We start from the raw sequence: 23,703 nt of genomic DNA on the forward strand, positions 1-23,703 counted from the left end.
TTTCATGACGGTTTCCAATATATCTCGTCTTTTGAACTCATTGAGATTAATTGATCAAATCCAAGCAATACCCCTTTCACCTCTTCTTTATCTAAACCTATGATACTGACTTCTTCTCTTCTCAATTTTTGAACAATTTCGGGATTACGAACTAAATAATTTACTATTTCCTGCATTTTTATCCACCTTCTCATTTTCGCAAATTTTTTTAATTAAATAGTTTTTGTTCTCTAAAGTCAAATTTAAATTTTCGAGTCCATTTTTCACTTTCAAATTATATACATTAATCATCACTGACATATAATGGATAACACCAGAGTCTAAGAGAAGCCGTTTTAACTCTGATTGTTGAAAGTTGTTGTTTAACAATTCTGTGGATACTGTGTTGAATTTTTTCTCTAAGAACTGAATTGCCAAATTTGTCTTTTTGAAAAAGGTTTCCGTATTATTCACATACATTATCTCAAATAAATCATTTTTTAATTGAGCTGCAACCCCTATATAGAAAGCATACTGCTCCACATCTGATTGATAACGTTTAGTTGCAAGTACAGCACCCAGCATACTTGCTAAAGCTGTCAAAGCCCCTGACTTTTTCTTAATCATTTCAATGCATTGATTTTCAGTTAAAGTATTATCAACCAAATCAATGTGTTGCCCTTCCATAGCTTGAACTGTATATTTTAGAGCTGTCTTGAGTAATAATCCTTCCGGATCTCGAGATGATATAACTTGGAGAGCTATTGTATAAATTAAGGTTGCAATATTTAAAGATACAGCCTGATCCATTTTCATCCATTCTGCATTTGGACGATCCTTATCTTGTATGTCATCAAAAATATCAGCCGCTAAGATAAGCAGTTCAATCCCTGTTCCTAAATCTAGTATTTCTTCAAAATCATTCCCTCCAAAAGCCAAATAATGATCTAAAGCTAACTCAGCAAATGGAAAGTTGTTTTTTGTATCAGCAAAATTCACAACATGTTTACTTACTTCTTTATTCACATCATTTTTTTTGAGAATATGGTTTATTGTGTCCTTTACATCTTCTGCTTCTAGAGTTAATTTCTTAGCTATATGAATCCCTCACTTTATTTTACTAAACCCTTTTGTTCAAATACAGCATGTTTATTGTTTTTTAACAATCATATAATACTTTATCCATTAATTGTATAACAAATGCACAAAAAAAAGACTTGTTTCCAAGTCTTTTTAAGAAATTTTCATTGCATATGAGAATTTATCGAGCTGATCAATGCTTTTGTTAATGTTTCGTAATGAGTCGGTTGTTTCTCTGATATCATTTTCAAGTCGGAATAATAATTGCTTTACTTCTTCTAATTTGTTTTCCACCGTTTCCACACTCCTTTTTTTGAAAGATCAATGAATTGTGTATGGTGAACGAGTCCTAGGTATTTGATCTGTTACTAATAGTGTAAACGTTTTTGCGGGATTTTTCACCGAAAAGTATGTGTAAAAGTATCTGCGTGACACCGCAAACCGGGGTAATCCCATAGTCCCGAATGAAGCATTTAGCGAACAGGACTATATAACTACCAGAAAGGCAGACGTTTAGGATGAAGCAGACCAATCTGGCGGTTCTGCTGTTTTTTTAACGGTTTTCCGACAAACCGGCAGGGACTATAGTCCCTGCCGTCGCAATTTCAAAACAGAATGGGCGAACAGCGTCGCATAACCACCGACAAACACCAAAAAGACCGCAACCCCCGCATTGTGGTCTTTTGCATGTCATAACTCGTTATCACGCCGCCTATACTCATATATAACGAATGTTTTCTCAGGAAGGAGGCCGCCGTATGCATTATTTGTATCCATGCTTCCCTGTTTTCGCCGCGCCATACCGGCATCCTGCGCCCAGTCCCCCGGTTCACGCAGATATTTTGACAGCGTCCGCAAAAGAAGCTGCGGGCATGCTGGAGGATGCGCGCCTGCTCCTTGCGCGGCTGTCGGCGTCAAAAGAGCTTGCGCGCCGTATCCTCACCGCAGCGCAATCATCTGACACCGCAGCGGTCAAGCGGCTCATTAAGCAGACCGGCATCAAAACTGACTTTGACGTGACGTATAATCCCGACGGCATCCGTGTCAGTCTGGTCAGAGAGCAAAGCCGGTTTATCATCGCCCTCAGGTGGTCGGCTTAAAGCGGCTCAATCCACGATCAGCTGCCGGCACCATTCGATCGCCTGTAAGTAACATTCATACGCTTCTTCTTTGTTCAGTTCTTTTCCCCACTCGTCACAGTCCCAGTTGTTGCATTCAATGGCTTTGACGAACGCGAGCATCTTATAATAATCGTTTTCATAACCGAGCAGCGCCTGTCCGACTTCATCGATTAAAGGCAGTTCTTTGATGATATCCTCCAGCTCCCTGTGAAGAAGCGTATCGATGAGCGAAAACATGCCGATCAGCATGTAAGAAGAGGGCTGGGGCCTTCCGGTTCTTTTCGCCAGCAGTTCGCACAGTTTGGCCCTGATTAAGGAAATCTTAATGATTTCTTTTTGGCTTGAGTGGCTTTTCGCCGTTAAATCTCTGAATGAAAGAATGTAAATCAAGCGCTTAATCTCATTCAGCCCAAGCATCATGATGGCCTGCTGGATGCTGTCTATCTTTTTTTTCAGCCTTGTTTGCGATCCGTTTAAAAAACGCAGAATCTGATACGATAAGCTGACGTCCCGCTCTATGTATTCCGTCACGCGCTGTATATTGGGCTGGTCATTGTTTAATTCGCTTAAAAGCTGGTAGTAAGAATGAAAATGAAACGTCAGATCATTTCCGCTGATGACACGCGGTTCACTGAAAAAATATCCTTGAAACAGGTGAAAGCCGTCTATGGCCGCCTGTTTATAATCTTTTCTCGTCTCCACTTTCTCCGCTAAATAAATCAGACTTTTACAGCTGTACGTCTGAATGATTTTTTTGCGCTCCAGACGCGAGGATTGCAAAAAATCGATTTTTAAAATATCAATATATTTCATCAGCTGTTCCACTAACTCTTCATTTTCCGGATTGATGGCGTAAAAATCATCAAGTGCTAATGTATATCCTAATTTCTTCAGCTGTCTGCATCTTGAGATGAGTGCCGGAGTGATCGGTATGTCCTCAAGAATTTCGATAATAAGCTGGTCAGGATCAAAGGAGGTAGGGAGATCTGAAAACATCAGGCTTTCTGTAAAATTCACAAAGCAGCGTTTCCCCTCAGTCAGCTTTTCGATTCCGATGTTGATAAAGCTGTTAATAATGAGATCCGTCGTAGCTTTATCTCCGTCAGCGGCCGAATAACGGTTCTCTTCGCTCTCCCGGTAAAGAAGTTCATAAGCAACAACCTGTTCGTTTCTGTTGAAGATAGGCTGTCTCGCAACAAACACCTTCATTCATTTACCCCCTTAGATGCGGCCTTCGAACATAAGTATATCAAATAACTTGACGAAATTTGTCTAAATGTGAAAAATATTATCACAACAAAAAGGCCTTTCCAGAGAAAGGAAAGGCCGCTTTGTCTTCTATTCAAGTTCCCGTTTCAGCTCGCTTTTGATTTCATGAATCCGCTGCATCTTGTTGCTCCAGCAGTCTTCGCTTAAATCGACCGGATATTCTTCCGGCTTGCTGATCCGTTTGTATTCCTCCCACAGAAGTTTGAGGTTATCCTGCACGTATTGCTGGATGTCGGTAATTTCGGGATTATCATAGCATAAAACGCCGTTTTCAAAAATCGGCTCATGCAGGTCTTTCGCATAGAAATCAGTGACGAATTTGCTGACGAACGTGTGGACGGGATGGAACATTTTTAAGCGTTTCTGATCATTTACCCGCTCGTCATAAAGCGCGATATAATCACCTTCCGAGTGGTGATTCAGCTTGTTGATAATCCGGTATACTCTCTTTCTTCCCGGCGTTGTCACTTTTTCAGGGTTTGAAGAAATTTTAATGGTGTCGGTCAATTTGCCGTCCTCTTCAATGGCGACAAGCTTGTAAACCGCGCCGAGAGCCGGCTGATCGTATGCGGTAATCAGCTTCGTGCCGATGCCCCACGTATCGATTTTCGCTCCTTGTGATTTCAGGTTTAATATCGTGTGCTCGTCAAGATCGCTTGAAGCAATGACCTTTGCGTCTGTGAAACCCGCTTCATCAAGCATTTCACGCGCTTTTTTTGACAGGTACGCCAAGTCCCCGCTGTCCAGGCGGATGCCGATGAAGTTGATCCGATCGCCGAATTCCTTTGCGACTTTAATCGCATTCGGCATACCCGAACGGATCGTATCGTACGTATCTACGAGAAACACGCAGTCTTTATGGGTCTCCGCATATTTCTTAAATGCCGTATATTCATCGCGGTACGCTTGTACGAGCGCATGAGCGTGCGTGCCGGATACCGGTATATTAAAACGCTTTCCGGCTCTTACATTACTCGTTGCGCTGAAGCCGCCGATCAAAGCCGCTCTCGCTCCCCACATAGCCGCATCCATTTCATGGGCGCGCCGCGTTCCGAATTCGAGGGCGTCTTCGTCACCGACAACGCCTTTAATGCGGGCCGCTTTCGTGGCGATTAATGTTTGGTAATTCACAATGTTAAGCAGAGCCGTCTCAATCAGCTGGGCTTCGATCAGGGGCGCTTCGACCCGCATAATCGGTTCGTTGTTAAAAACGAGCTCGCCTTCTTTCATGCTGTAAAGAGATCCGGTAAAAGAAAGATCCCGTAAATAATCAATGAAATCATCAGCATAGTGCAATTCCGTTTTTAAATAATTCAGATCGCTGTCGGTAAATTTGAAGTTCTCCAAGTATTCGATTGCTTTTTCTAAGCCCGCAAATACCGCATAGCCGTTTTCAAAGGGAAGCTTTCTGAAAAAAAGCTCAAAAATCGCTTTTTTCTCATGAATGCCGTCTCTCCAGTACGTTTCGGCCATATTAATTTGATAAAGATCTGTATGTAAAGACAAACTGTCGTCTTTAAAACCATGCTCCACCAAAATTGTTTTCCCCTTCCTTACTCTGCCACTTGCGCTCCGATGCTGTTCTTAAAATGGGACAGGGCCCATTCATGCCCTTCCGGATTAAAGCTGGCCACAGCGTTTTGATGAATGACGATCTGAAAGCCCTTGTTGTAGGCGTCAACCGCCGTGTGAAGAACGCAGATGTCCGTGCACAGGCCCGCAAGATGCAGCTCAGTGATCTGCCGTTCCCGCAGTTTCAGCTCTAAATCCGTTCCCGCAAAAGCAGAATATCTCGTTTTTTCCATATAATTTACGTTTTTTGCGTGTTTATGTTTCTCATAAAGAGGCGATAGCCTTCCGTACAGCTCTTTGCCCTCCGTGCCGTTGATATTATGCGGAGGAAAAAGGCGTGTCTCGGGATGAAAGTCATCGTCTGCATCATGCGAATCAACCGCAAAGACAACATAATCACCGTTTTCTATAAATGCTTGCGTCAAACTGACAATCGTATCTTCAATCTGTCTCGCGGGTTCTCCGCAGGTTAATGCCCCGTTCTCTGCTGCAAAATCATTCGTATAATCAATGCATATAAATGCTTTTTTCATAGCCGGCCTCCCCGCCATTCATATGAGAACCATTATATCCTATCTCCACTTGTAAGTGAATTGGCATTGTAAAATGACAAACGGTGTTTTGCCCTTTTAAGATTTCAGGAGTGAGCGCTGAAAAATGTCATCCTGTACGTAAATGCCGTCAAGGTTCACGGCATAATCGGCGGCAAAAACCAGGCCGAGCGGCGTTTCGAATTGAAGATCCGATATGACGGAGCTTCGGACACCGGCAAGTGCGGCAAGCTTCATATATGGTGAATAAGCATGATACGGGAGCCTTCCGTTTATATAGAGCACCGCGTCTTTTCGGCTTTTCAGCGCCTGTTTCACTTCTTCATACGGCTGCTTTTGCAGCACCTGCCCCTTCGTCAGGGCAATGATGACTCTTTCACGCAGCGAGCCTAAAAATAAATGGCGTTCATCCGGTTTCGTCTGCAGAGGGCCGTACATCCCCTGCTGTAAATAAAGGTCAACCGTTTTGTCGCTCATCGGCCTGTCCCTCCTCAGCTTGTTTTACAATTATCGCCCCGGACGGGACGCGGTAAACCGCTTCGTTACATTTCAGCCACCCAATGGGAGATCTTGCCGGCGAGCTCTCCGGCGGGTTCTTCTTCAATCAGCTTGCTGAATGATTGTAAAAGCCGCTGCGCCAGCGCCTTTTTCTCTTCCTCATAGGAAATGATCGTGCTCCACTCAAGTTCCGGAACGGCTACAAGGGTATGCTGTTCTTTTTTATTTTCATGCAGATATACATCACCGATCATTCCGGACTGCACGGTAATATTCGCTTTTCTGATTTTCATAAAAAATTCCCCTTTTATAAAGACTGATTCTATTATACTACAAAAAAGCGACAGCCTCCTAAAAGGAGGCTGTCACGCGTTAAACCAATCAGGTTCGTCAAACACATCGATGTCTTCAAAGCGCGTTTTGCTGAATTTATTAGTGACTTTGACAAAATCTCCGGAATGAAACGCCCCTGCCCCCGCGCCTGAGTGGTCAACGGCTTTGGGAGAAATGGCAAACACGTCACCGAAGCTCGCCGCAGCGTCTCCGGCTAAACTCATAATATAAATCGGTCCCACAATTGCAGGCATACCCACACCTCCGCTTTTCTTTACAGCATTTTATGCGCTGCATCGGGAGTTGTGCCCGTTTTTATTTCGGCTTGCGGCTGTCTTCTAGCTTTGACCGCTGACGAAGTTTGATAAGCCGGACGATATTTAAGACAAAAGCTTTTAAAACCGCGTAAACCGGCACGGCCAGAATCATTGCGAGAATGCCGCCGAAACTGCCCGCTCCGATAAGCAGAAGAATAATGGTGAGCGGGTGGGTATTGAGCCGTTTCCCGATGACAAGCGGAGAAAGCAGGTTCCCGTCAAGCTGCTGGACGACAACGACAACAATAACGGCAAACAGCGCCTTAGCCGGCGAATCCATAAACGCGATAATCACCGCGGGCGCCGCCCCGAGAAACGGCCCCAGGTACGGAATAATATTGGTGACGGCGATCACCATCCCGAGAATTAACGCATACTGCAGGCCGATGATCGAATATCCGATAAAGCATGCCGTTCCGACAAAGAGACAAATCAACAGCTGGCCTTGGAAATAGGCGGCCAATGTGACATATAAGTCATTAAATATTTTCCGACCTTCCGCCCGGTAGGAAGTAGGCAGGATTTTAACCGCCAAGAGCGGAAACCGCCGGCCGTCCTTCAGCATATAAAACAAAATGAACGGAACGGTGATCACGACAAGCGTGATATTCGTAACGACGCCGAACACGGCCGACAGGCTTGCCGTAATATTTTGCGGAAGGCTTTGTAAAAATCCCGTCAGAGACTGCTGGATTTTTTCTATCGACACATAATCCTGCGTCATCATCCACGTAAACCATTTGGAATGGGATAATTGCGCCGTCAAGACTTGAATCTGATGAATGTAATCAGGGAAATTGTTAATCAGCCCCGTGACCTGGGAAGCCACAATCGGTCCGATCGCGGTGAACATAAAGGCAATCAGGCCGATGAAAACGAGATAAATGAGCAGGATCGCCAATGTCCGGGGGATTTTTTTCTCAAGCAGGCGTACGATCGGATTAAAAATGAAAAACAAAATGCCCGAGATCAAAATCGGAAAAAACAGAGTGGTGATAAAACCGAAAAACGGCTGAAAAATAAACGAGACTTTCGTTGATACGTAAATAATGAGCAAAACGAGCAAAATTTGCAGCGTCCAAAAATGGACCTTTGATTTCAACAAGCGGTTTCCTCCTATTGTCATGTGAACTTGTACTGTGATTGTACCAAAAAAAGCCGCCGTGCATCTATGTATCTCAAAAAAGAAGACGCACCGGGGTTCTATAGGGCCGCCTCCGGTTTGCGCCTTATTCGGGCTGTTACACGCGTTCGGTATAATCAGGCATGACGGAAACCACATGGCGGTTTCTGATATAAAATACACGGTCATGCGTTTCTTCAATGGCGATGTGATCCGGAGTGGCATCAATCAGCCGTCCTCTGACAATGCGTCTGACGGTTTGAATGATAAACCTTGAGCCGATAAGCTTATGGATGGTCTGATAAACGTAAGGATCCACTAACGAGACGATTTGCGGGCTTCCTTGATGGGCCATTTTCGCTGATCCCCTTTACTATGTTTTCCTTCAGCATATGCAGCGGACAAAGGCTTTGACACAGTACGTCTATCGGAGCGGAAAAGGTGTTAGTGAGCATGCGGAGTTATGTAAGCGGAAAAGGCCGCATGAGTGGCCTAGACTGAACTTCTTATGGGATATTGGGCTTGGTCAATTAACTGATCAAGCTTTTGGATTTGTTTGAGCGCGGCCGTGTGATCCATTTGGCGGTAATGGTGATGTCCGCCGGGTTCTTCATCGAGTTCATCCGCTTGTTTCACGATTTGCTGGAGCGTATTCTTGTCCAGTTCGCCTTCAGGCAGATAGGAATCGGTGTGAAGCAGAATCGCCAGCGCAATGTCCTTCGCCGCTTTCGGTTCTTCACCGAGCCGGATGAGCAGCTTATGCGCCCGTTCCGCTCCTTTAATGGCATGGATATCGTTTCTTCTGTACTTTTCATAATCCCATTTGCCGTCTGTGTACCATTCATAATGGCCGACGTCATGCAGTAAGGCCGCTTTCGCCGCAAGATCCGGGCTGACACCTGCTTTTACGGCAAGACGGTATGCATGAAACGCGCAGGCGATCGCATGGGCGACACCGGAACGCTGTAAATACTTTTGTGCGATTGGATGGGTGAAGACATCCATTAACGTTACATTTCTCATGGAAACCCCTCCTTATTTATATTTTTAGAATCCTAACATAAATCGAGAAGAAACTCAATTCATCTGATACATTTCTTATACCCCTTATACGTTGTTTCATTCATCATATGCCGCCGGACACCGAAGTGATTGTACAAACAAAAAAAAGCAGCGTGAACGCTGCTCTACAAAAATTCTTTAATATCGTATATCCGTCCGTTTTCCGGCTCGCCCGCGATCAGTGAGTGAATGACGCCGGCGATGTATTCAGGACTTCTGAGGTTTTTCGTTTCTTTCAGATTGCGGAACCGTTCGATGTCATGGAAATCTTCTTTTGACGAAGAACGGATGACAGCCTGCATGTCTGTATCCATCACTCCCGGCGAGAATGAGATCATGCGGACCGGCAGCTCTTCATCTTCCTGTTCAAACCCGAATGTTCTCGTAAACATATCAAGCCCCGCTTTTGAGCTGCAATACGCGCTCCAGCCTTTATAAGGATTTTTCGCCGCGCCCGATGTGATGTTGACAATTGTTTTGCTGCCGCTGAACGCTTCGAAATGCTTTGTGAACATTTGGCTGAGCAAAACGGGCGCCGTCAGATTAAGGGTGTAATGGCGGTTCAATTCTTCGGCGGAAGCCTCTTTCGCCCGCTTGATCGGTTCCACCATTCCGGCATTGTTGATCAGTGTGACGGCGGAGTATCCCTTCTCCTCTGCTTGATCAAGAATCGCCTTCATCTGCCGGCCGGTATCTGCCAGATCGGTTAAATCAACACTGTATTCTGTCAGCCCCTCACGCTTTTCCCCGCTTATCGTTCTTGAAAGCGCGGCGACTTCGGCTCCTTCTTGAAGCGCCTGTTCCGTAAGCGCCCGGCCCAAGCCCTTTGACGCGCCTGTTATAAGAAAAAACTGCATGAAACTCCTCCTTTTTTTCTTATTTTACGGGCTGTCTTCCCGCAAACACAAGCGATCCGTTTACCGCTTTGCCTTTTCCTGCGCCGTGACTTTCGGGATCAGATAGATCATCGCCGCAATCCCGAGGAGGATCAAAACGGCATAAATGACAGGAAGCAGATAAGAAGTCTTTTTCTCTTCCGTTTCCATATCTGCCGAGGTATGCCGCACCGCAGGCTCGGCAAATGTGATACCCAGTTTTTTCGATTGCGCTTTGATCGTATTCGGCTCCGTGTCTGACGATGTAAACAACTTTGATATCAGTTTGTCATCCGGGTTTTCGGCCTGCTGATCAAACGTAATATCCTTCTGTTCTTTCGGAAGCGCCGTTTTTTCCTCGGAGTAGGCATCGTCGTGCAGGTAATCCGTACGAATTTCAATGTCTTTCTTTTCATATTCATTCGGCTTGACATCAGTATTTTCCTCATTCGCGGCTGCGGCTTGGGGAAGGAAAAGGAAAAAGGAGAGAGCAAACAGCAGCAATCCTTTTTCCATGAACGTGTTACGCCTCATAAGACTGATCACTTTCCTCCGTTTTTTCCGCAAACAGCCGAATGACGAGCGGAAGCGCCGCCGCAATCAGCGTAATGATCGCAAGAACCGTTACCCCCATCGCAAACAGGTGGCCCGTTCCGTATTGAATATCGATATAGACTTTCGAAACCGGACTGTCAAAGGTGAAGTTCGGCATAATCAGGTCGATTAAAGGCGCCACATAAAAGAGAATGAGCGCTGATGATGCGATCCATCCGGTAATCGAGCCGAAGACAAAGGCTGCCCGGATAAAAGCTGAACTCGCCGCAAGCAAGAGAATCGTAAAGACTGACCATTTAATGGTCTGATCGTCCGGAAGCGAGTAGATATTCAGACCGAACAGACTGATCATCAATCCGACCATAATGTTTAAAATCCCAAAGAGCGCGCCTTTGACAAGAAGCGGCGCCTGCTGATAATACGAGCTGAAATAGCCGATCAGAAGACTGCTGATCAGGACGATCACCAAAATGACGACCGGCGGAACATTCTGAACCCGGTCTTCCGGCACCTCTCCGCTGATTTTAAGCGGGTTGGCGAGATAATCATAAACGTAGCCGTTTTCCTGTCCGTCAACGAGCGCGTTCCCTAAAATGCCGTACACGTCATTTCTGATCAATTTCGTGGAATTGACGTTTTTGCCCCAGTTGCTGTTTAAGGTGTCCGCTTTTTGCTGGACGTCATTTACGCTTTGCTGCATATTGTCGGTATAGCTGATGATGCCGGACTGGCGTTCTGACAGATGGCCCATCGTGTCAGACATTTGCAGGACTTCGCGGCCGACGGTATCCTGAGCGCCGAGCGCCATCGTTCCGGTTAATCCGTCTCCGCTGAACGCGGCCGCTTCCTGCACGGCGCCTTCAGCCAGCTGATCGGATGCTTTCGCCGCGCTGTCTGAAATGCTGGCGAGCTCATCGAGCACTCCGGCTTGTTCATCTCTGATATAGGTACTGTAGTTATCCGAGAATTCGGTCATGCCTTTAATGAAATTGCTGATGTCTTCATCTGTCTGCATCTTGTTATTTTTCAGGTTTTCCCAGCTTGCCGTTTCCACCGGTTTGATGGCAAGAACGGTTTGGACTTCGCCTTGCTGGGCTTTCAGCACCCTGTTTTTCACATCAGGCAGCGAGCCCGCGTCAAGAGAGTGATAGAGTGTCGCCTCATACAGGGATAAATCATTATAGTAACTCATTAAATCGGATATTTCTTTTGTATTAATGTCAGCGGCAAATATCTGTTCAAGAGCAGATTTGCGGCCGCCATCCAATGACGGGTAGTTCAGAATGTTCTGTTCTGTTCTTACAATCATTCTGTAAACGGTATTGAAGTCTTGTTCTCTCTTTTCTACTGTTTTTTCAAGATCTTCCTGTAATTTCTCCGCCCGTTCTTCAACTTTGGCAATCTGCTTTTTAAGGCCTTGGATTTCTTCATCAAGAGCATCGAGACGTTTTTTCAGTTCTTCATTATGAGTTTGCTGTTTTTCTTCCAGCTCTTTTTCAATTTGCTGAATCCGCTCTGCGGCTTGGTTCAGCCTTTCTTTCGCCTCAGATATGTCCGTGCCGCCGTCCCCTTCAGAATCGTTCGGATCGTCCGCCGGCTCATCAGCAGACGGAGTGACGTTTTTAGCGGCTGTCGCGGTCTGGACGGTTTTTGGCTCCTGATCGCCAGTGTTATCGGAAGCAGGCTGCTCTTCTTTTGTGCCGTCTTCCGTTTTTCCGTCTTCTCCGGGATTCGTTCCGTTATTCGGATCGGTATCGCCGGAGTTTTCACCGTCATCGCCTTGGCCCGGTTTTTCAGGGGCCGGATTTTCTTTTTCCGGTTCTTTTAATCCGTCAGAAATGTGATTGATTTCAGCGGAGATGCGTTTTAACTCGTCACGCTGATCGTCAAGGTCAATTTTCAGATCGCCGGGTTTTTCTTCTTCCGGTTTTTCTTCTTCTTTCGGTTCATCCGAGCCGTCATCACCCGGGTCCTTTTCCGGAACGGTTAATGCCGGCCGATCCCTTTTCATAAGGGTTTGGATACTGTTCAGTGTTTCAAATCTTGCTTGAGCTTTATATTGAGTCAAATAATTGTCCAGTAAATTGGATTGAATATTCGCCATCCCGCGTTCCTGATCAGGAACCTGCGCTTCTCTCACCTGTTGGGCGGCCAAAAGAGCCGATCCTGTCTGGTCAAGCTGTGTCTTCGCCTGGTTTATGCCTGAAGACAGCCCGCTCATCATCGTGCTGAACTGGTTGGCGGCCTGCTGTGCTTTAATGGCATTCAGTCCGGTTGTGATTTGCTTTTGATTCTGTTCCTGCGCGGCCATCAGCAGTTTTTTCTGATTTTCTTGATATTGTTTATAGCGCTCGACCGTATCGGCAAAGTCTTTGAGCGTGGTTTTGGCTTCATCTGCCGAAGTCAATTTTTCTTTTGCCGCGCCCTGCGCTTCATTCATTGATTTTTTCAGTTCGTCAATCAGGTCTTTTTGCCGCTTGATTTCACCTGCCAAGTCATTGGAGCTCGGCTTGTAAAAGTTGTACATGACGTTTTGAAACTCTGATTCTTTATTGACGATCTTGTCAAAATCGCCTCGGACATTGTTCACTTTTTGCGAGACGAAATTCCAATATAATGCCGACATTTTTTTATTCATTGATTTTTGGGCGTCTTCTAGCTCACGCTGCACCTTTTCTTTGTTGACGGCGTTCAGGTTGCTTTGAATATTGAATGTCAGCGTGGCTTTTTGCGGACGCTCCTTGTCATAGCTTAAGATATCTTTTGAAAAATCGGATGGAATGTAAACGACGGCGTCATACTTCTTAGCCGCCAGACCGTTTTCAGCCGCACTCCTGTTGACAACCGTCCATGAATAATCCGGACGGCCGCCGAGAGCGGCCGCTACTTCTTTGCCGAAATGGACGGATTCCTCTTCCTCATTTTCATCTGTTTGTAAGCCCATGTCTTCATTCACGACTGCGATTTGGCGGGTGGCGTTGATTTTTTGTTTTCCCGGGTCATCGCCGATAAACCGGAAAAACAGCACCGGCAGCAGCAGAATGATGACGACCGCGGCTATTAATTTGATCAGGCTTTTTCGTTGTTCAGTCATCTGACGGCCTCCCTTTCCGCTGAACATAAAGGTATTTGGATTTTTTGCTCCTTCCCGTTTTCAACCAAATAGCCGAAGCCCGGCTGAATGTCCGGTTCCTGCCTTTGGTAAGGCAGCGGAATGACATTTTGTTCGGATTTTTTCACAAGCAGCATCGCGTGGCGGATCTGTTTCATTTCCGTCGTTAAGGAATCATAGCCTTTTGAGAATTCGCTGTGATTGCCCGCCGGGATAAAACTGAAGCCCACATGCGCGTAAGATTTCATAAACAACGCCAGTTTGTCCTGAATGGCGGTGTCGATCGTCTGCTGGAATCTTGTAATGCCGTCGGCCATTAACACGACCGGAGAGAAACTGAGTTTGTGGACATCGCCATTTTTGACGGCCTGCGCATACTGAGCTTCGCGCTCCGTGAAAATGGCTTCTGCCGTTTCGATCCACTGCCGGACGTCTTCTTTTGTGTCCAGATAGCTGACCTTTGTTTCCTGCGCATACTGCGACAGTCCGCGGTCAATCGAGTCAAACAGCCCGACCTGTTCCGTACCTTCACGCAGCAGGTGATTCAGCATCACTTTCAGGATATTTGTTTTTCCCCGCTGTGTCTGGCCTAAGATAAGGCAATGCTTATTTTTGCCCAGATCAAAGTACACAGGGCTGACCTTTTCCTCATGAAGCCCGACAGGAATGCGGAACGGCTCTTGATCCGGGCCGAGACGGAGTGAAAATTCGCCGGCCGTCAGCCTATCCGGAAGCATCGGAATCGGGTCTGGGCCGGCTGTTCCGGCGTGGCGCTCAGCTAATGCTTTGACATCGGCTTTCAGCGCCTGGAACATCTCGAGGTCATTTTCCGCTTCAGCCGGAAGAAACATTTGCGCGAAATACAGTTCTTCTTTTTGGATCATCACACGGCCCGGGATCGGTTCGAGACTGAACGGCGGACGCCCGTAAATGGAGTATCCTTCTGACTGATCCATTAAATAATGGACGACTTTCGTTTTTATGTTGTTTAACAGCGACTGGCGGACGGCGTTTACCCTCGTTGCGGTCAGCAGGAAGTAAATGCCTAAGCTTTGCCCGTCGCGTGAAATCTGGATAAATTCCGTTTCTAATTCATGCATTTCATCTTTGACGATGTCAAAATTGTCAATTGTGATAAATATAAACGGCAGCTCTTCTTCACTGAGCGAATTGTACATTTTGATATGGCTGACTTCTCTTTCTCTGAACAGCCGTTTCCGCCGCTCGATTTCTTCCTTGATGCGGATCATGAATTTTTCGATCTTTCTCATTTGATCCATTAAGAAATAGTCTGCGGTGTGCGGAAGCTTTGCCAATGGCAGAAGCGTGCCGTTTCCGAAATCAAAGATGTACATATGAAGCTCTTCCGGCGTGTATCCTTCCGCGAAGTTCATCAGGAAGGTGATGGCAGCCACTGACTTGCCGTAGCCGGATGAGCCGAAAATGCCGATGTTGCCGTCATCCATCATCGTATAAGCGAGAGGCGCCTGTCTTTGCTGATCAGGCTCATCAACGCAGGCGATGAAGAAGCGGTCTTTTTCCTGCGCAGGGTAAAGCGTGCGCGGGATACGTTCGGCAAGCGGCGGAAGCCACGGGCTCGGCAGCTTTTCAATGCCCATTTCATTTTGAATCCGCTCGATTTCTTCGACTACGGCTTCTATTTCTGCCGGGGCGTCTTTTTTCGCCGCATCATCCGCATCCACCTCAGACAGCGGAATTAAGCCGGTGTCGGTAACGATGGCAATGTCATCCTCGGTGCCGTATACATCTTCCATGTAAGGGGCGCCGCTCCAGGCAGACTGGAACTGCTCATACACTTCGTTATTTCCGACTTGCAAGTAGCCGCGTCCGGTGACCGTAATATTCGCCGCATCACTGTTTTTCAGGATTTCTTTACTGTCACTTGCATCCTGCACTTTCAGCGCGACCTTAAAGCGTGAGTTGCTCCATATTTGGTCGTCAATGATGCCGCCCGGCTTTTGCGTGGCGAGAATTAAATGCACACCAAGGCTCCGTCCGATGCGGGCCGCGCTGACAAGCTCCCTGATAAAGTCAGGCTCTTCGCTTTTCAGCTCGGCGAATTCATCTGAAATCAAAAACAGGTGCGGCATCGGAATCTCCGTTTCTCCCTGTTTATACAGCTTTGTATAGTCATTGATGTGATTGACGCGATATTGATCAAACAGACGCTGCCGTTTTTTCAGCTCGCTCTTAATGGATGCAAGCGCCCTGATACTGAAGTTTCTGCTTCCTTCAATATTCGTGATGGTCCCGAGAAGGTGCGGCATCTTGCGGAACGGCTGGGCCATTCCTCCGCCCTTATAGTCAATCAGCAAAAACGCCGCTTCATGCGGGTGGAAATGAACGGCCAATGACAGGATGTACGTTTGCAGAAATTCACTTTTCCCGGAGCCGGTCGTTCCCGCCAGCAATCCGTGCGGCCCGTGCGCTTTTTCATGCAGGTTTAAATAGACGATGTCGTCTTTTCCTTTATAGCCGATCGGAACAGCCAGCGATTTTGCAGACTCACTTGTCTCCCACTTCTGTCTGATGCCGATTTCTTTTACTTCCTTCGCATGAAACAGCTCCAGAAATGAGACCGTTTCAGGAATGGAATTCGTCATTCCGGCCTGATGGTGCAATGTCCGAAGCGTCCGGGAAAACCGCTCGTTGTTTGTCCGTTCATGCCTGTCCAGCTTAAACGGGATCTGCACCGCTTTTTTCTGCTGAATGAGAATGTCTCCCTCATCTTCATTAATGTAGCGGACGAGGGTGTGAATGTTTTCTGCCAGGCTTTCCTTCGTTTCCGCGGCGATGATTGCCGAGATGCCGAGATGCTCATGCCGGCCTTCGATGTATTCTAAAATGACGTGCTCTGCGATCAGCTGCTGATTTGTGATGACAAAGACAAAATGCGGCTGGAAGATCTTCTTTTCTTTATCTTCTTCCAAATCCCGCTCCCGCAGCAGCTCGTAAATGGACGATAACAATTGATCGCGGGTCTGTTCATTGTAAATAAATCCTTTCGCGTACATATGAGGCAGCTGAAATTGCGGCAGCCACTTCATCCATTCCCATTCCTTATATTCGTCCTCATGAAAGATAAAGACAAATCGCAGGTCATGGTAGCTGTTGAAGAACGCGAGCTGGCCGATCAGCTGATGAATTTCATTTTTGACGATCTGGGGTTTCCCGACAAGCCCCATCGGCCCTTCTTGTAAATCAACGGTCACGGGCGCATGGCGGATATCTTTATACACACGCTGCATGTGCTGCGACTGCTCCATCAAGTCATCCACATCACGGTTCGCCAGGTCTCCGCCGCTCATTGAAATCTCGTAGCTTGCCGGGACCGTGCCCGTTCCAAGCCGAAGCATCAGAAAATCCCTGCTTTCCAGCGATTTCTCCCAAATGCGGCCGCTGATTTCAGAAGTTAAATATTTCATTTTTTCAAACGGGGGAAAATGATGCGTCAGCACTTGCAGCTGTTTTTCCGACAGCGTCTGAAGCTCTTTCCGCTTGCTTTCTAAATACTGCTTGTACACACGCTCCCGTTTTTCCTCCCGTTTTTTCCGCTGGTTTTTTTCACGGAAATACTGCACGGTGGAGGTAATGAGAGTCATCATAAACATCGCCAAAGAGACAAGGATGAATATGCCCCTCGGCTGTATAATGGCGACAACCCCCATTACAATCAGCATGACCAAAGGAGGCAGAATGACGAGCCACAGCCCCCGGTTATTCTGTTCGCTTTCCTGCGAGGGAAAGCTGAATGAAACGCGGTCTTCTGGAAGATCGTAGACCATGCGCGGCGTTCTTCGATATTGCGGGTATTTCTTTTTCATTTCGGTGCTTGGTTTTACCGTTTTGGTTAAACCGGTTTGAAGCTTTTCATGATGAACGACTTCTAAAAGGTCGTCCTCCGTCAGCCTCACACGCAGAAAATTCCACAGCAGCTCATCTCCCGTCCGGAGCCTTTCGGGAGCTTCTGCAAGTTTTCCGTTCACATAAACGTCTTGGCCATCAGGGACGACAGACCAGCATCCTCCCGACTTTCGCAGATAAAAAGCCCCTGTTTGAGCGGAGGACGGCTCTTTGTATATATCCGCTTCCTCTGTTTCTGATGAGAAAACGATCTCATCCTTCCCGCCGATAAAATAAACGGAGGATTCTTCTTTGTCAGGGGTGAGCAGAAGCCGCATCGTCTCTTCTTCAATCCGGCAGGGTATTTCATTTCCTATTGTCAATTCGCCGGCACAGTTATTTCCCAGGAAAACATCATAACGATCTGTTTCTTTTCGATAAAGGGTTGCGGCGTTTTGCCGTAACGGAAGTGTACCGACCGTGATTGTATCTTTCATATCCGGACCGATCGTAATCGGCTGAGACGGCGGGAGTTCAGACAGCTGAATCTTTTGTACGTGCTCTCGGTAAAAGACCCATAACAGACTCATATGGCGAACCTCCTGACAGCCTGATCGTTACCTGCGGCCATTTGATGTGTGCTGTTATTTTTTTTCATCTTTTTTCTCATCTTTCTTGTCGTTCTCTTTGTTATCTTTTGCTTTGTCTTGTTTGCTTTCATCCTGTCCGGCGGAAGCTTCGGCGGTGTCACCGTTTTCCTCCGCTTCTTTATGCTGCTCCTCCGCCTCTTTTTTCGCCTTCGCAAGCTCGCTTTCCACGGCGTCCAGTTCTTTCTGCTTTTCGTCGTCTTTCATACTGTCATCCGCTAATAATTGCTGTTTATATTTTGTAAGTCCGAGCCAGATGTACGGGTTGTACTCAAGATTGCGGCCGATTTTGATGGCTTCTTCATTTTCCCCTCTGCCGATATCAATCCAATAAAGGAAATGCTTCGGGTCTGATTGCAGCGTGACCAGATTCCCGATATTTTTCCGCTGTTCTTCTCTCAGATTTTCAACTGCCACATAAGAGGAAGCAAGCTCGTACTGCACAGATTCCGGGAGGCTTTCCGCATCGTATTTGGCGAGTGTGTCAATGACTTTGCTGTACTGCTGATTTAAAAAATAGCGGTTGCTTTCTGTAATTGCCTCTTGCTTTGGCTGGGCGAAAAACAGAACGTATAAGGAGTAAAGAAGTGTCGGCACAAGGAGGACTGCAAGCGCCAGCCCGGCGTATCTTTGGATTTTCCATTTCTTTTTCGGCAGTTTTATGTATGTCTTGTCCCTTTCTTCGAGGGAATCAATTGCGGTTTGAATGGTTTCTTCCAGTTCTTCAATCGTCTCCGCCTCTAGCACGCTTTTCACCTCAGGAGAGAAGTGAAGCGTCTCCTTGTACTTCAAATATTCATCGAAGGTGTACGCCCCGTCAGCTACAAGCGCCGCACAGGCTTTGAGCTCTTTTAACACCCTTTCTCTATCTTCCTCATAAGGCGGAAGGCTCTCCTTTACGCCGTAATGAAGAAAGTAAGGCGTCAGCGCTTTATCAAACACGATATTTTCAGGGGCGGCAATCAGATTGAGACGTTTCAGCTTATGCTGTTTCACGGCTTGGACGAGACGGTAGGCAAATTGCCACCTGCTTTTTTTATCTTTTCCTTTTATATAGCGGAAAGCCTGATAAGAAGAAGGAGGTTTGATTGTGATGGTTACTTCGTCTTCTGAAACTGAGACCTCTTTTTGAAAAAAAGGATCAGCATCTTTAATCACGTTTGCTTCCAGCCCGTCAAGAAGCTTGATTTTTTCCCGCTGGAAGGTGAACGTGAAGCCTGATTCGGTTTCTTCCCGGACGGCGTCTAATTCTGTTTCTAAATAAGATCTGTTATGACCTGTCATTCCACCATGTCCTTTCATAAAATTTCAAGACGGTCTCCGTTCGTAATGCCGCAGTCAGATAGCTTTTGTTCTCCGGAAAAAACCGTTTCTTTATTGACCACTCTGATCCAATAGCCTTCACGCGGCGGAACGGATACATGCTGAGCCTGCCGGGCAATATCGATGACTTTTTTCACAGAATGGTAATCTGACAATCTGAGATCGAAGACGCTGCCGTTATAATGTGTTAAATCTATTGTAATATCGATATACATATTCATATCACCCTTACATAGAAAGAGCGCCGTCTTCTTGATTGAATCAGGCGCTCCGTTTCTTCATTCATCTTATTATCCGCGAATTTGGTTAGCGATATCTTGGTCAGTAGACTCAAGCGTATTTGCCGTTTGATCGAGCTGATGATTCACATCTTGAAGCAATTCAGACATTTTAATAAATGAAGGTTTCAGCTGCTCATATTGATCTGCAAATGCTTCACTTGAAGCACCTTCCCACATGCCTTTCAAATCAGAAATCATGCGGTTCAGGCGGTCAACCTGATTCATGACTTCCTGACTTTCAACGCCATATTGCTTAGCCATCGCTCTTAGCTCTTCGGGTGTGACACGAATTAATCCAGACATATTCCTTATACCCTCCTGTGTCATCAGCCTAAATATGGGCTAATTCACTTATTTTTTGAACGTCATTATTATAAAAACAACCATTCGGCACAGTCAAACAAATCTGTTTTAATTTTACAAAATGAGTCTTATGATATATTGGATTTTTCGGTATATTTACACATTTTGTAAATGAAGTAGTATGATTTTCTTATTATTTTCGTTTTCATCGAATGATCTTATTGTCCTAGTCTATTTCCCTGCAAAGATGCCTTTCAGTCTGAAAAGCAAGATGGTAAGATCAAGATATGAAGCTATGAAAAAGTAGGGATACAGATGACCAATCCAAAGGATCCATTTAAGTACAGTTTCGACAGGCTTGAAGATGTTGCCGACCATATCAGTGAAGTTCTTCAATGCCCCATTACAATAGAAGACGTTAATCATAAACTGCTTGCATACAGCACGCACAGCGATTGTACAGATCCGGCCCGGACGTCGACGATTATCGGGCGGAGGGTGCCGGAAAAAGTCATCAACAAACTCTGGAAAGACGGAACCATTCCGGCTCTTTTAAAAACGGACCAGCCGATCAAAGTGAAAGAAATTGACGAGGTGGGCCTGAGCAACCGCGTGGCGATTTCCATCTGGAAAAACAGTCAGGTTCTCGGATTTATTTGGGCGCTTGAGATCAAAAAAAAGCTCAATGACGAGGATCTGAAGACACTTCAGCTGGCAGCCAAAGCGGTGCGGAACAAACTTTTGCACCTGCAGATCCGCAAAACGAAAATCGAAGAGCGGGGCCAGGAGTTTTTTTGGAAAATGCTGACCGGCCATATTTATCAGGAAGCCGAAATGGCCGAAGGGTTTCATAAGCTCGGAATGGCGCTGCCGTCCGTGTTCAGCGTCATGATCATCCGTTTACATGATGAGCTGACTGAAAAGACGGAACAGCAGCTGCAATATTTGCAGGAAACGACACAGCAGATTCATGTCATGCTGGCGACTGTCGATTCAAATGAATTAATCTTATTAGCCGCGCCGAAAACCGATCAGCCTTTTAAAGATGTAAAGCACTTCGCCCTTCATATTCAAAAACAGCTGAAGGAACGATATAAAATTGAGGATGCATCGATTGCGGTCGGCGGTATTTACGAATCGATTTCTTATGTTTACCGCTCCTATCAGGAAGCGCTTTCCGTATTAAAAGCGAAAGAGCGGTTTGTGAGAGAAACCAAACACCTTTTCAGCTTTTCGGAACTCGGCATTTATCAGTACCTGGATGTGTTGGATGAAAAACGCAAGCACAGCGGCTATATGAACTATTCCCTCTCAAAGCTTGAGCAGTATGACAGGGAGCACCAAGCCGATATGGTAAAAACGCTCGAACATTTTATTGATGCCGACAGCAACGTCAACACTGCCGCTAAAGCGCTTAACATCCATGTCAATACATTGAATTACAGGCTGAAAAGAATCAGCCATATCGCAGAAATCGACTTAAAAAATGTGAATGAAAAGTTTACGATTTACCTTGATATCAAACTTCGCAGCATGGATTCGTGAAATTTCACAAATCCGTGTTTTTTTATTTTCTGTTTCAAACAAAGAATTTTCGCAAAAATCGCGCTACACTTGAAGCATCACACAAACATTGGGGGAAACAGACATGATTATCGGGGTTCCAAAGGAAATCAAAAACAATGAAAATCGAGTGGCATTAACACCTGGAGGCGTTTCACAGCTTATCGGAAACGGCCATCGGGTTCTTGTGGAATCCGGAGCGGGACTCGGAAGCGGCTTTACAAATGAAGATTATGTATCAGCAGGGGCGGAAATTCTGGAGGACAGAAAGCAAGTATGGGATGCGGAAATGGTCATGAAGGTAAAAGAACCGCTGGCTGAAGAGTATGCGTATTTCCGTCAAGGTCTGGTCTTATTCACTTACCTTCATTTAGCTGCAGAGCCGGAATTAGCTAAAGCGCTTACAGAAAAAGGCGTGACAGCTATTGCGTACGAAACGGTAACGGACGGACGTTCTCTTCCGCTGCTTACGCCGATGTCCGAAGTGGCCGGCAGAATGGCCGCGCAAATCGGAGCTCAGTTTCTTGAAAAACCAAAGGGCGGAAAAGGAATTTTATTAGCCGGCGTACCGGGTGTATCCCGCGGAAAAGTCACGATCATCGGAGGGGGCGGCGTCGGAACAAATGCCGCGAAAATGGCTGTCGGACTCGGTGCCGATGTGACAATGATCGATTTGAACGCAGACCGCCTGCGTCAGCTTGATGATATTTTCGGGCATCAGATTAAAACATTGATGTCAAACCCTGTAAATATTGCGGATTCCGTCGCGGAAGCGGATCTTCTGATCTGCGCCGTGCTCATCCCGGGAGCCAAAGCGCCGACTCTCGTTACGGAAGAAATGGTTAAACAAATGAAACCGGGTTCCGTCATTGTTGATGTTGCCATCGATCAGGGCGGCATTGTGGAGACCGTTGATCATATTACAACCCACGATAATCCGACTTACGAAAAACACGGCGTCGTTCACTACGCTGTCGCCAATATGCCGGGCGCCGTACCGCGTACGTCTACGCTCGCATTAACGAATGTAACCGTTCCTTACGCGCTTCAAATCGCCAATAAAGGCGCGGCACAAGCCATTGCAGACAGCCCTGCGCTTAAAGCGGGCTTAAATACGGCTAACGGACATGTCACGTATGAAGCGGTAGCCAAAGACTTAGGCTATGACTACGTGCCTGCTGAAAAAGCAATGCAAGGTTCGGCTGCAAAAGCTTAATAGATATGAAGAGGACAGCCTGATCAGCGGGCTGTCCTCTTTTTCTTTCTCATAAAAGGAAAAACGGCCCCCTGTCTCGAATATCAATTCATATCCCGGAAGAAAAAGGAGGATTCATATGGCTGTTCAGCACTATGGTGTATTAAAAGGCACTGTGTCAGATATGAGAAGGGAAACAGATGATGATTCTCCGCATTTTCAAGTCGAGGTGCTAGGCGAGCCTGATACGCGCTATCGCTGTGCGATCAATGTCATGTCAAGTTCAAAAGAATCAGAGGTTCTGTATGCGGCACGCGATCATTTTGACGCAAGCGCGATCACCCTGCTGCCCAACATTCCGTATGGATATACCCCAATTGATGAAACCAGCCGTGAGCTGGCGCTGGATTATGTCCGCGACGGATTGTTTGATCCCCGGAACATGGTGCCCCTCCCGCATGAAGTCACCGGTCCGGATAATGACTTAAATGACTTTATTGAGACGTACATGCAAAAAGCCAAATCAGAAAAAGCCACCGTCTATATTTACGGCTCTAAATTCGGGCCGGAGCCGGGCGCTGATAAGATTTTCGGGTTCAAGCCGACAAACGGCATGCATAATATTCATATGAATCAGGGAAACCCAATTGATACACGCTGGAAGAAGGATAACGGAACGTGGCACGACGGAGGTATTTTAATCCAGTTTGCAGACCAGTGGGCCGCGGTCTTTTTGGCTTTTCTGTCTCAGTCATGGTGCACGAATGAAGAAGGCCACCCTTATACATTTTGTGATCATACACAGCTTAACGGCTGATGTCCGCATAAAAAGCCTGCCGAAATAACGGCAGGCTTTTCTTATTACTTTTTAGCGGCTTCGGCCTGTTTCAGGCTTTCCGGCCTCATATCACGCCAGTTTGTTTCAATATATTCGAGACAAACGGGGCGGGTTTCATTCGTGAGGCGTATTTCCCAGCCGCCCGGCACATCCAGATAGGCCGGCCACAGTGAGTACTGGCCTTCAGCATTGACGAGCACATGGTATGAGCCGTCTTCCCGTTCAAATGGATTTGTCATATC

At 46.4% G+C, this 23,703-nt stretch carries 24 protein-coding genes; 4 read left to right on the forward strand and 20 right to left on the reverse strand.

Annotated elements, in window-relative coordinates; all coding sequences use genetic code 11:
- Positions 1 to 2 precede the first annotated feature (2 nt).
- From comX to degQ, 3 genes are all read right to left on the reverse strand, one after another.
- Positions 3 to 176, reverse strand: a complete 174-nt coding sequence (gene comX / locus ACKTRM_RS14690) for a competence pheromone ComX (protein WP_012118314.1) — start codon at positions 174 to 176, stop codon at positions 3 to 5.
- Positions 145 to 1,005, reverse strand: a complete 861-nt coding sequence (locus ACKTRM_RS14695) for a polyprenyl synthetase family protein (RefSeq protein WP_012118315.1) — start codon at positions 1,003 to 1,005, stop codon at positions 145 to 147. The genes comX and ACKTRM_RS14695 overlap by 32 nt, the downstream gene beginning before the upstream one ends.
- Positions 1,006 to 1,212: 207 nt before the next feature.
- The gene (gene degQ / locus ACKTRM_RS14700) at positions 1,213 to 1,353 is read right to left on the reverse strand and encodes a degradation enzyme regulation protein DegQ (RefSeq protein WP_003152043.1); all 141 of its coding nucleotides are present in this window, start codon (positions 1,351 to 1,353) and stop codon (positions 1,213 to 1,215) included.
- Between the two features lie 464 nt (positions 1,354 to 1,817).
- On the opposite strand from degQ, the gene ACKTRM_RS14705 reads away from it, so the two are divergent.
- Entirely contained in the window at positions 1,818 to 2,159 is a 342-nt protein-coding gene (locus tag ACKTRM_RS14705; protein ID WP_012118316.1) for a hypothetical protein, read from the forward strand.
- A 6-nt stretch (positions 2,160 to 2,165) separates the two neighbouring features.
- On the opposite strand, the gene ACKTRM_RS14710 is transcribed toward ACKTRM_RS14705, so the two are convergent.
- The 16 genes from ACKTRM_RS14710 to ACKTRM_RS14785 form a co-directional block, all read right to left on the reverse strand.
- A complete protein-coding gene (locus ACKTRM_RS14710; RefSeq protein WP_007408678.1) occupies positions 2,166 to 3,389 on the reverse strand; it encodes an EAL and HDOD domain-containing protein in 1,224 nt (407 codons plus the stop codon).
- Positions 3,390 to 3,518: 129 nt separating this feature from the next.
- The gene (locus ACKTRM_RS14715; RefSeq protein ID WP_014418767.1) at positions 3,519 to 4,985 is read right to left on the reverse strand and encodes a nicotinate phosphoribosyltransferase; all 1,467 of its coding nucleotides are present in this window, start codon (positions 4,983 to 4,985) and stop codon (positions 3,519 to 3,521) included.
- Between the two features lie 17 nt (positions 4,986 to 5,002).
- Positions 5,003 to 5,554: a cysteine hydrolase family protein gene (locus tag ACKTRM_RS14720; protein ID WP_003152033.1), complete on the reverse strand. Its 552-nt coding sequence runs from the start codon at positions 5,552 to 5,554 to the stop codon at positions 5,003 to 5,005.
- A gap of 96 nt (positions 5,555 to 5,650) precedes the next feature.
- A complete protein-coding gene (locus ACKTRM_RS14725) occupies positions 5,651 to 6,049 on the reverse strand; it encodes a YueI family protein (RefSeq protein WP_003152031.1) in 399 nt (132 codons plus the stop codon).
- A gap of 65 nt (positions 6,050 to 6,114) precedes the next feature.
- Positions 6,115 to 6,363: a YueH family protein gene (locus ACKTRM_RS14730; RefSeq protein ID WP_003152028.1), complete on the reverse strand. Its 249-nt coding sequence runs from the start codon at positions 6,361 to 6,363 to the stop codon at positions 6,115 to 6,117.
- A 72-nt stretch (positions 6,364 to 6,435) separates the two neighbouring features.
- The gene (locus ACKTRM_RS14735) at positions 6,436 to 6,657 is read right to left on the reverse strand and encodes a spore germination protein (protein ID WP_007408682.1); all 222 of its coding nucleotides are present in this window, start codon (positions 6,655 to 6,657) and stop codon (positions 6,436 to 6,438) included.
- A gap of 61 nt (positions 6,658 to 6,718) precedes the next feature.
- Positions 6,719 to 7,825 (reverse strand): AI-2E family transporter, encoded by a 1,107-nt coding sequence (locus ACKTRM_RS14740; protein ID WP_023357110.1) that lies wholly within the window; start codon positions 7,823 to 7,825, stop codon positions 6,719 to 6,721.
- Between the two features lie 136 nt (positions 7,826 to 7,961).
- Positions 7,962 to 8,198: a DUF2642 domain-containing protein gene (locus tag ACKTRM_RS14745; RefSeq protein WP_003152023.1), complete on the reverse strand. Its 237-nt coding sequence runs from the start codon at positions 8,196 to 8,198 to the stop codon at positions 7,962 to 7,964.
- Between the two features lie 137 nt (positions 8,199 to 8,335).
- Positions 8,336 to 8,866 (reverse strand): HD domain-containing protein, encoded by a 531-nt coding sequence (locus ACKTRM_RS14750; protein WP_007613450.1) that lies wholly within the window; start codon positions 8,864 to 8,866, stop codon positions 8,336 to 8,338.
- Between the two features lie 164 nt (positions 8,867 to 9,030).
- Entirely contained in the window at positions 9,031 to 9,762 is a 732-nt protein-coding gene (locus ACKTRM_RS14755) for a (S)-benzoin forming benzil reductase (RefSeq protein WP_012118318.1), read from the reverse strand.
- 60 nt (positions 9,763 to 9,822) lie between these two features.
- The gene (essA, locus tag ACKTRM_RS14760) at positions 9,823 to 10,296 is read right to left on the reverse strand and encodes a type VII secretion protein EssA (protein ID WP_012118319.1); all 474 of its coding nucleotides are present in this window, start codon (positions 10,294 to 10,296) and stop codon (positions 9,823 to 9,825) included.
- A 7-nt stretch (positions 10,297 to 10,303) separates the two neighbouring features.
- Positions 10,304 to 13,429: a type VII secretion protein EsaA gene (esaA, locus tag ACKTRM_RS14765; RefSeq protein ID WP_012118320.1), complete on the reverse strand. Its 3,126-nt coding sequence runs from the start codon at positions 13,427 to 13,429 to the stop codon at positions 10,304 to 10,306.
- A complete protein-coding gene (essC, locus tag ACKTRM_RS14770; RefSeq protein WP_012118321.1) occupies positions 13,426 to 17,901 on the reverse strand; it encodes a type VII secretion protein EssC in 4,476 nt (1,491 codons plus the stop codon). Before essC ends, esaA begins: the two co-directional genes overlap by 4 nt.
- Positions 17,902 to 17,955: 54 nt before the next feature.
- Positions 17,956 to 19,242 (reverse strand): type VII secretion protein EssB, encoded by a 1,287-nt coding sequence (essB, locus tag ACKTRM_RS14775; protein ID WP_012118322.1) that lies wholly within the window; start codon positions 19,240 to 19,242, stop codon positions 17,956 to 17,958.
- A gap of 14 nt (positions 19,243 to 19,256) precedes the next feature.
- Complete coding sequence (locus ACKTRM_RS14780) at positions 19,257 to 19,496, reverse strand: EsaB/YukD family protein (protein WP_003152015.1); 240 nt, start codon at positions 19,494 to 19,496, stop codon at positions 19,257 to 19,259.
- Between the two features lie 75 nt (positions 19,497 to 19,571).
- On the reverse strand, positions 19,572 to 19,865 hold the full coding sequence (locus tag ACKTRM_RS14785) for a WXG100 family type VII secretion target (protein ID WP_003152013.1): 294 nt from the start codon (positions 19,863 to 19,865) through the stop codon (positions 19,572 to 19,574).
- A 315-nt stretch (positions 19,866 to 20,180) separates the two neighbouring features.
- On the opposite strand from ACKTRM_RS14785, the gene ACKTRM_RS14790 reads away from it, so the two are divergent.
- The 3 genes from ACKTRM_RS14790 (at position 20,181) to ACKTRM_RS14800 (ending at position 23,440) form a co-directional block, all read left to right on the forward strand.
- On the forward strand, positions 20,181 to 21,410 hold the full coding sequence (locus tag ACKTRM_RS14790) for a PucR family transcriptional regulator (protein WP_012118324.1): 1,230 nt from the start codon (positions 20,181 to 20,183) through the stop codon (positions 21,408 to 21,410).
- A 103-nt stretch (positions 21,411 to 21,513) separates the two neighbouring features.
- Positions 21,514 to 22,644, forward strand: a complete 1,131-nt coding sequence (gene ald, locus ACKTRM_RS14795; protein WP_003152011.1) for an alanine dehydrogenase — start codon at positions 21,514 to 21,516, stop codon at positions 22,642 to 22,644.
- Between the two features lie 118 nt (positions 22,645 to 22,762).
- Positions 22,763 to 23,440, forward strand: a complete 678-nt coding sequence (locus ACKTRM_RS14800) for a YukJ family protein (RefSeq protein ID WP_012118325.1) — start codon at positions 22,763 to 22,765, stop codon at positions 23,438 to 23,440.
- Positions 23,441 to 23,484: 44 nt separating this feature from the next.
- On the opposite strand, the gene ACKTRM_RS14805 is transcribed toward ACKTRM_RS14800, so the two are convergent.
- Positions 23,485 to 23,700, reverse strand: a complete 216-nt coding sequence (locus ACKTRM_RS14805) for an MbtH family protein (RefSeq protein WP_012118326.1) — start codon at positions 23,698 to 23,700, stop codon at positions 23,485 to 23,487.
- Between the last annotated feature and the right edge of the window lie 3 nt (positions 23,701 to 23,703).

It is taken from the genome of Bacillus sp. D7-8 (assembly GCF_052055895.1).
GTDB lineage: Bacteria > Bacillota > Bacilli > Bacillales > Bacillaceae > Bacillus > Bacillus velezensis.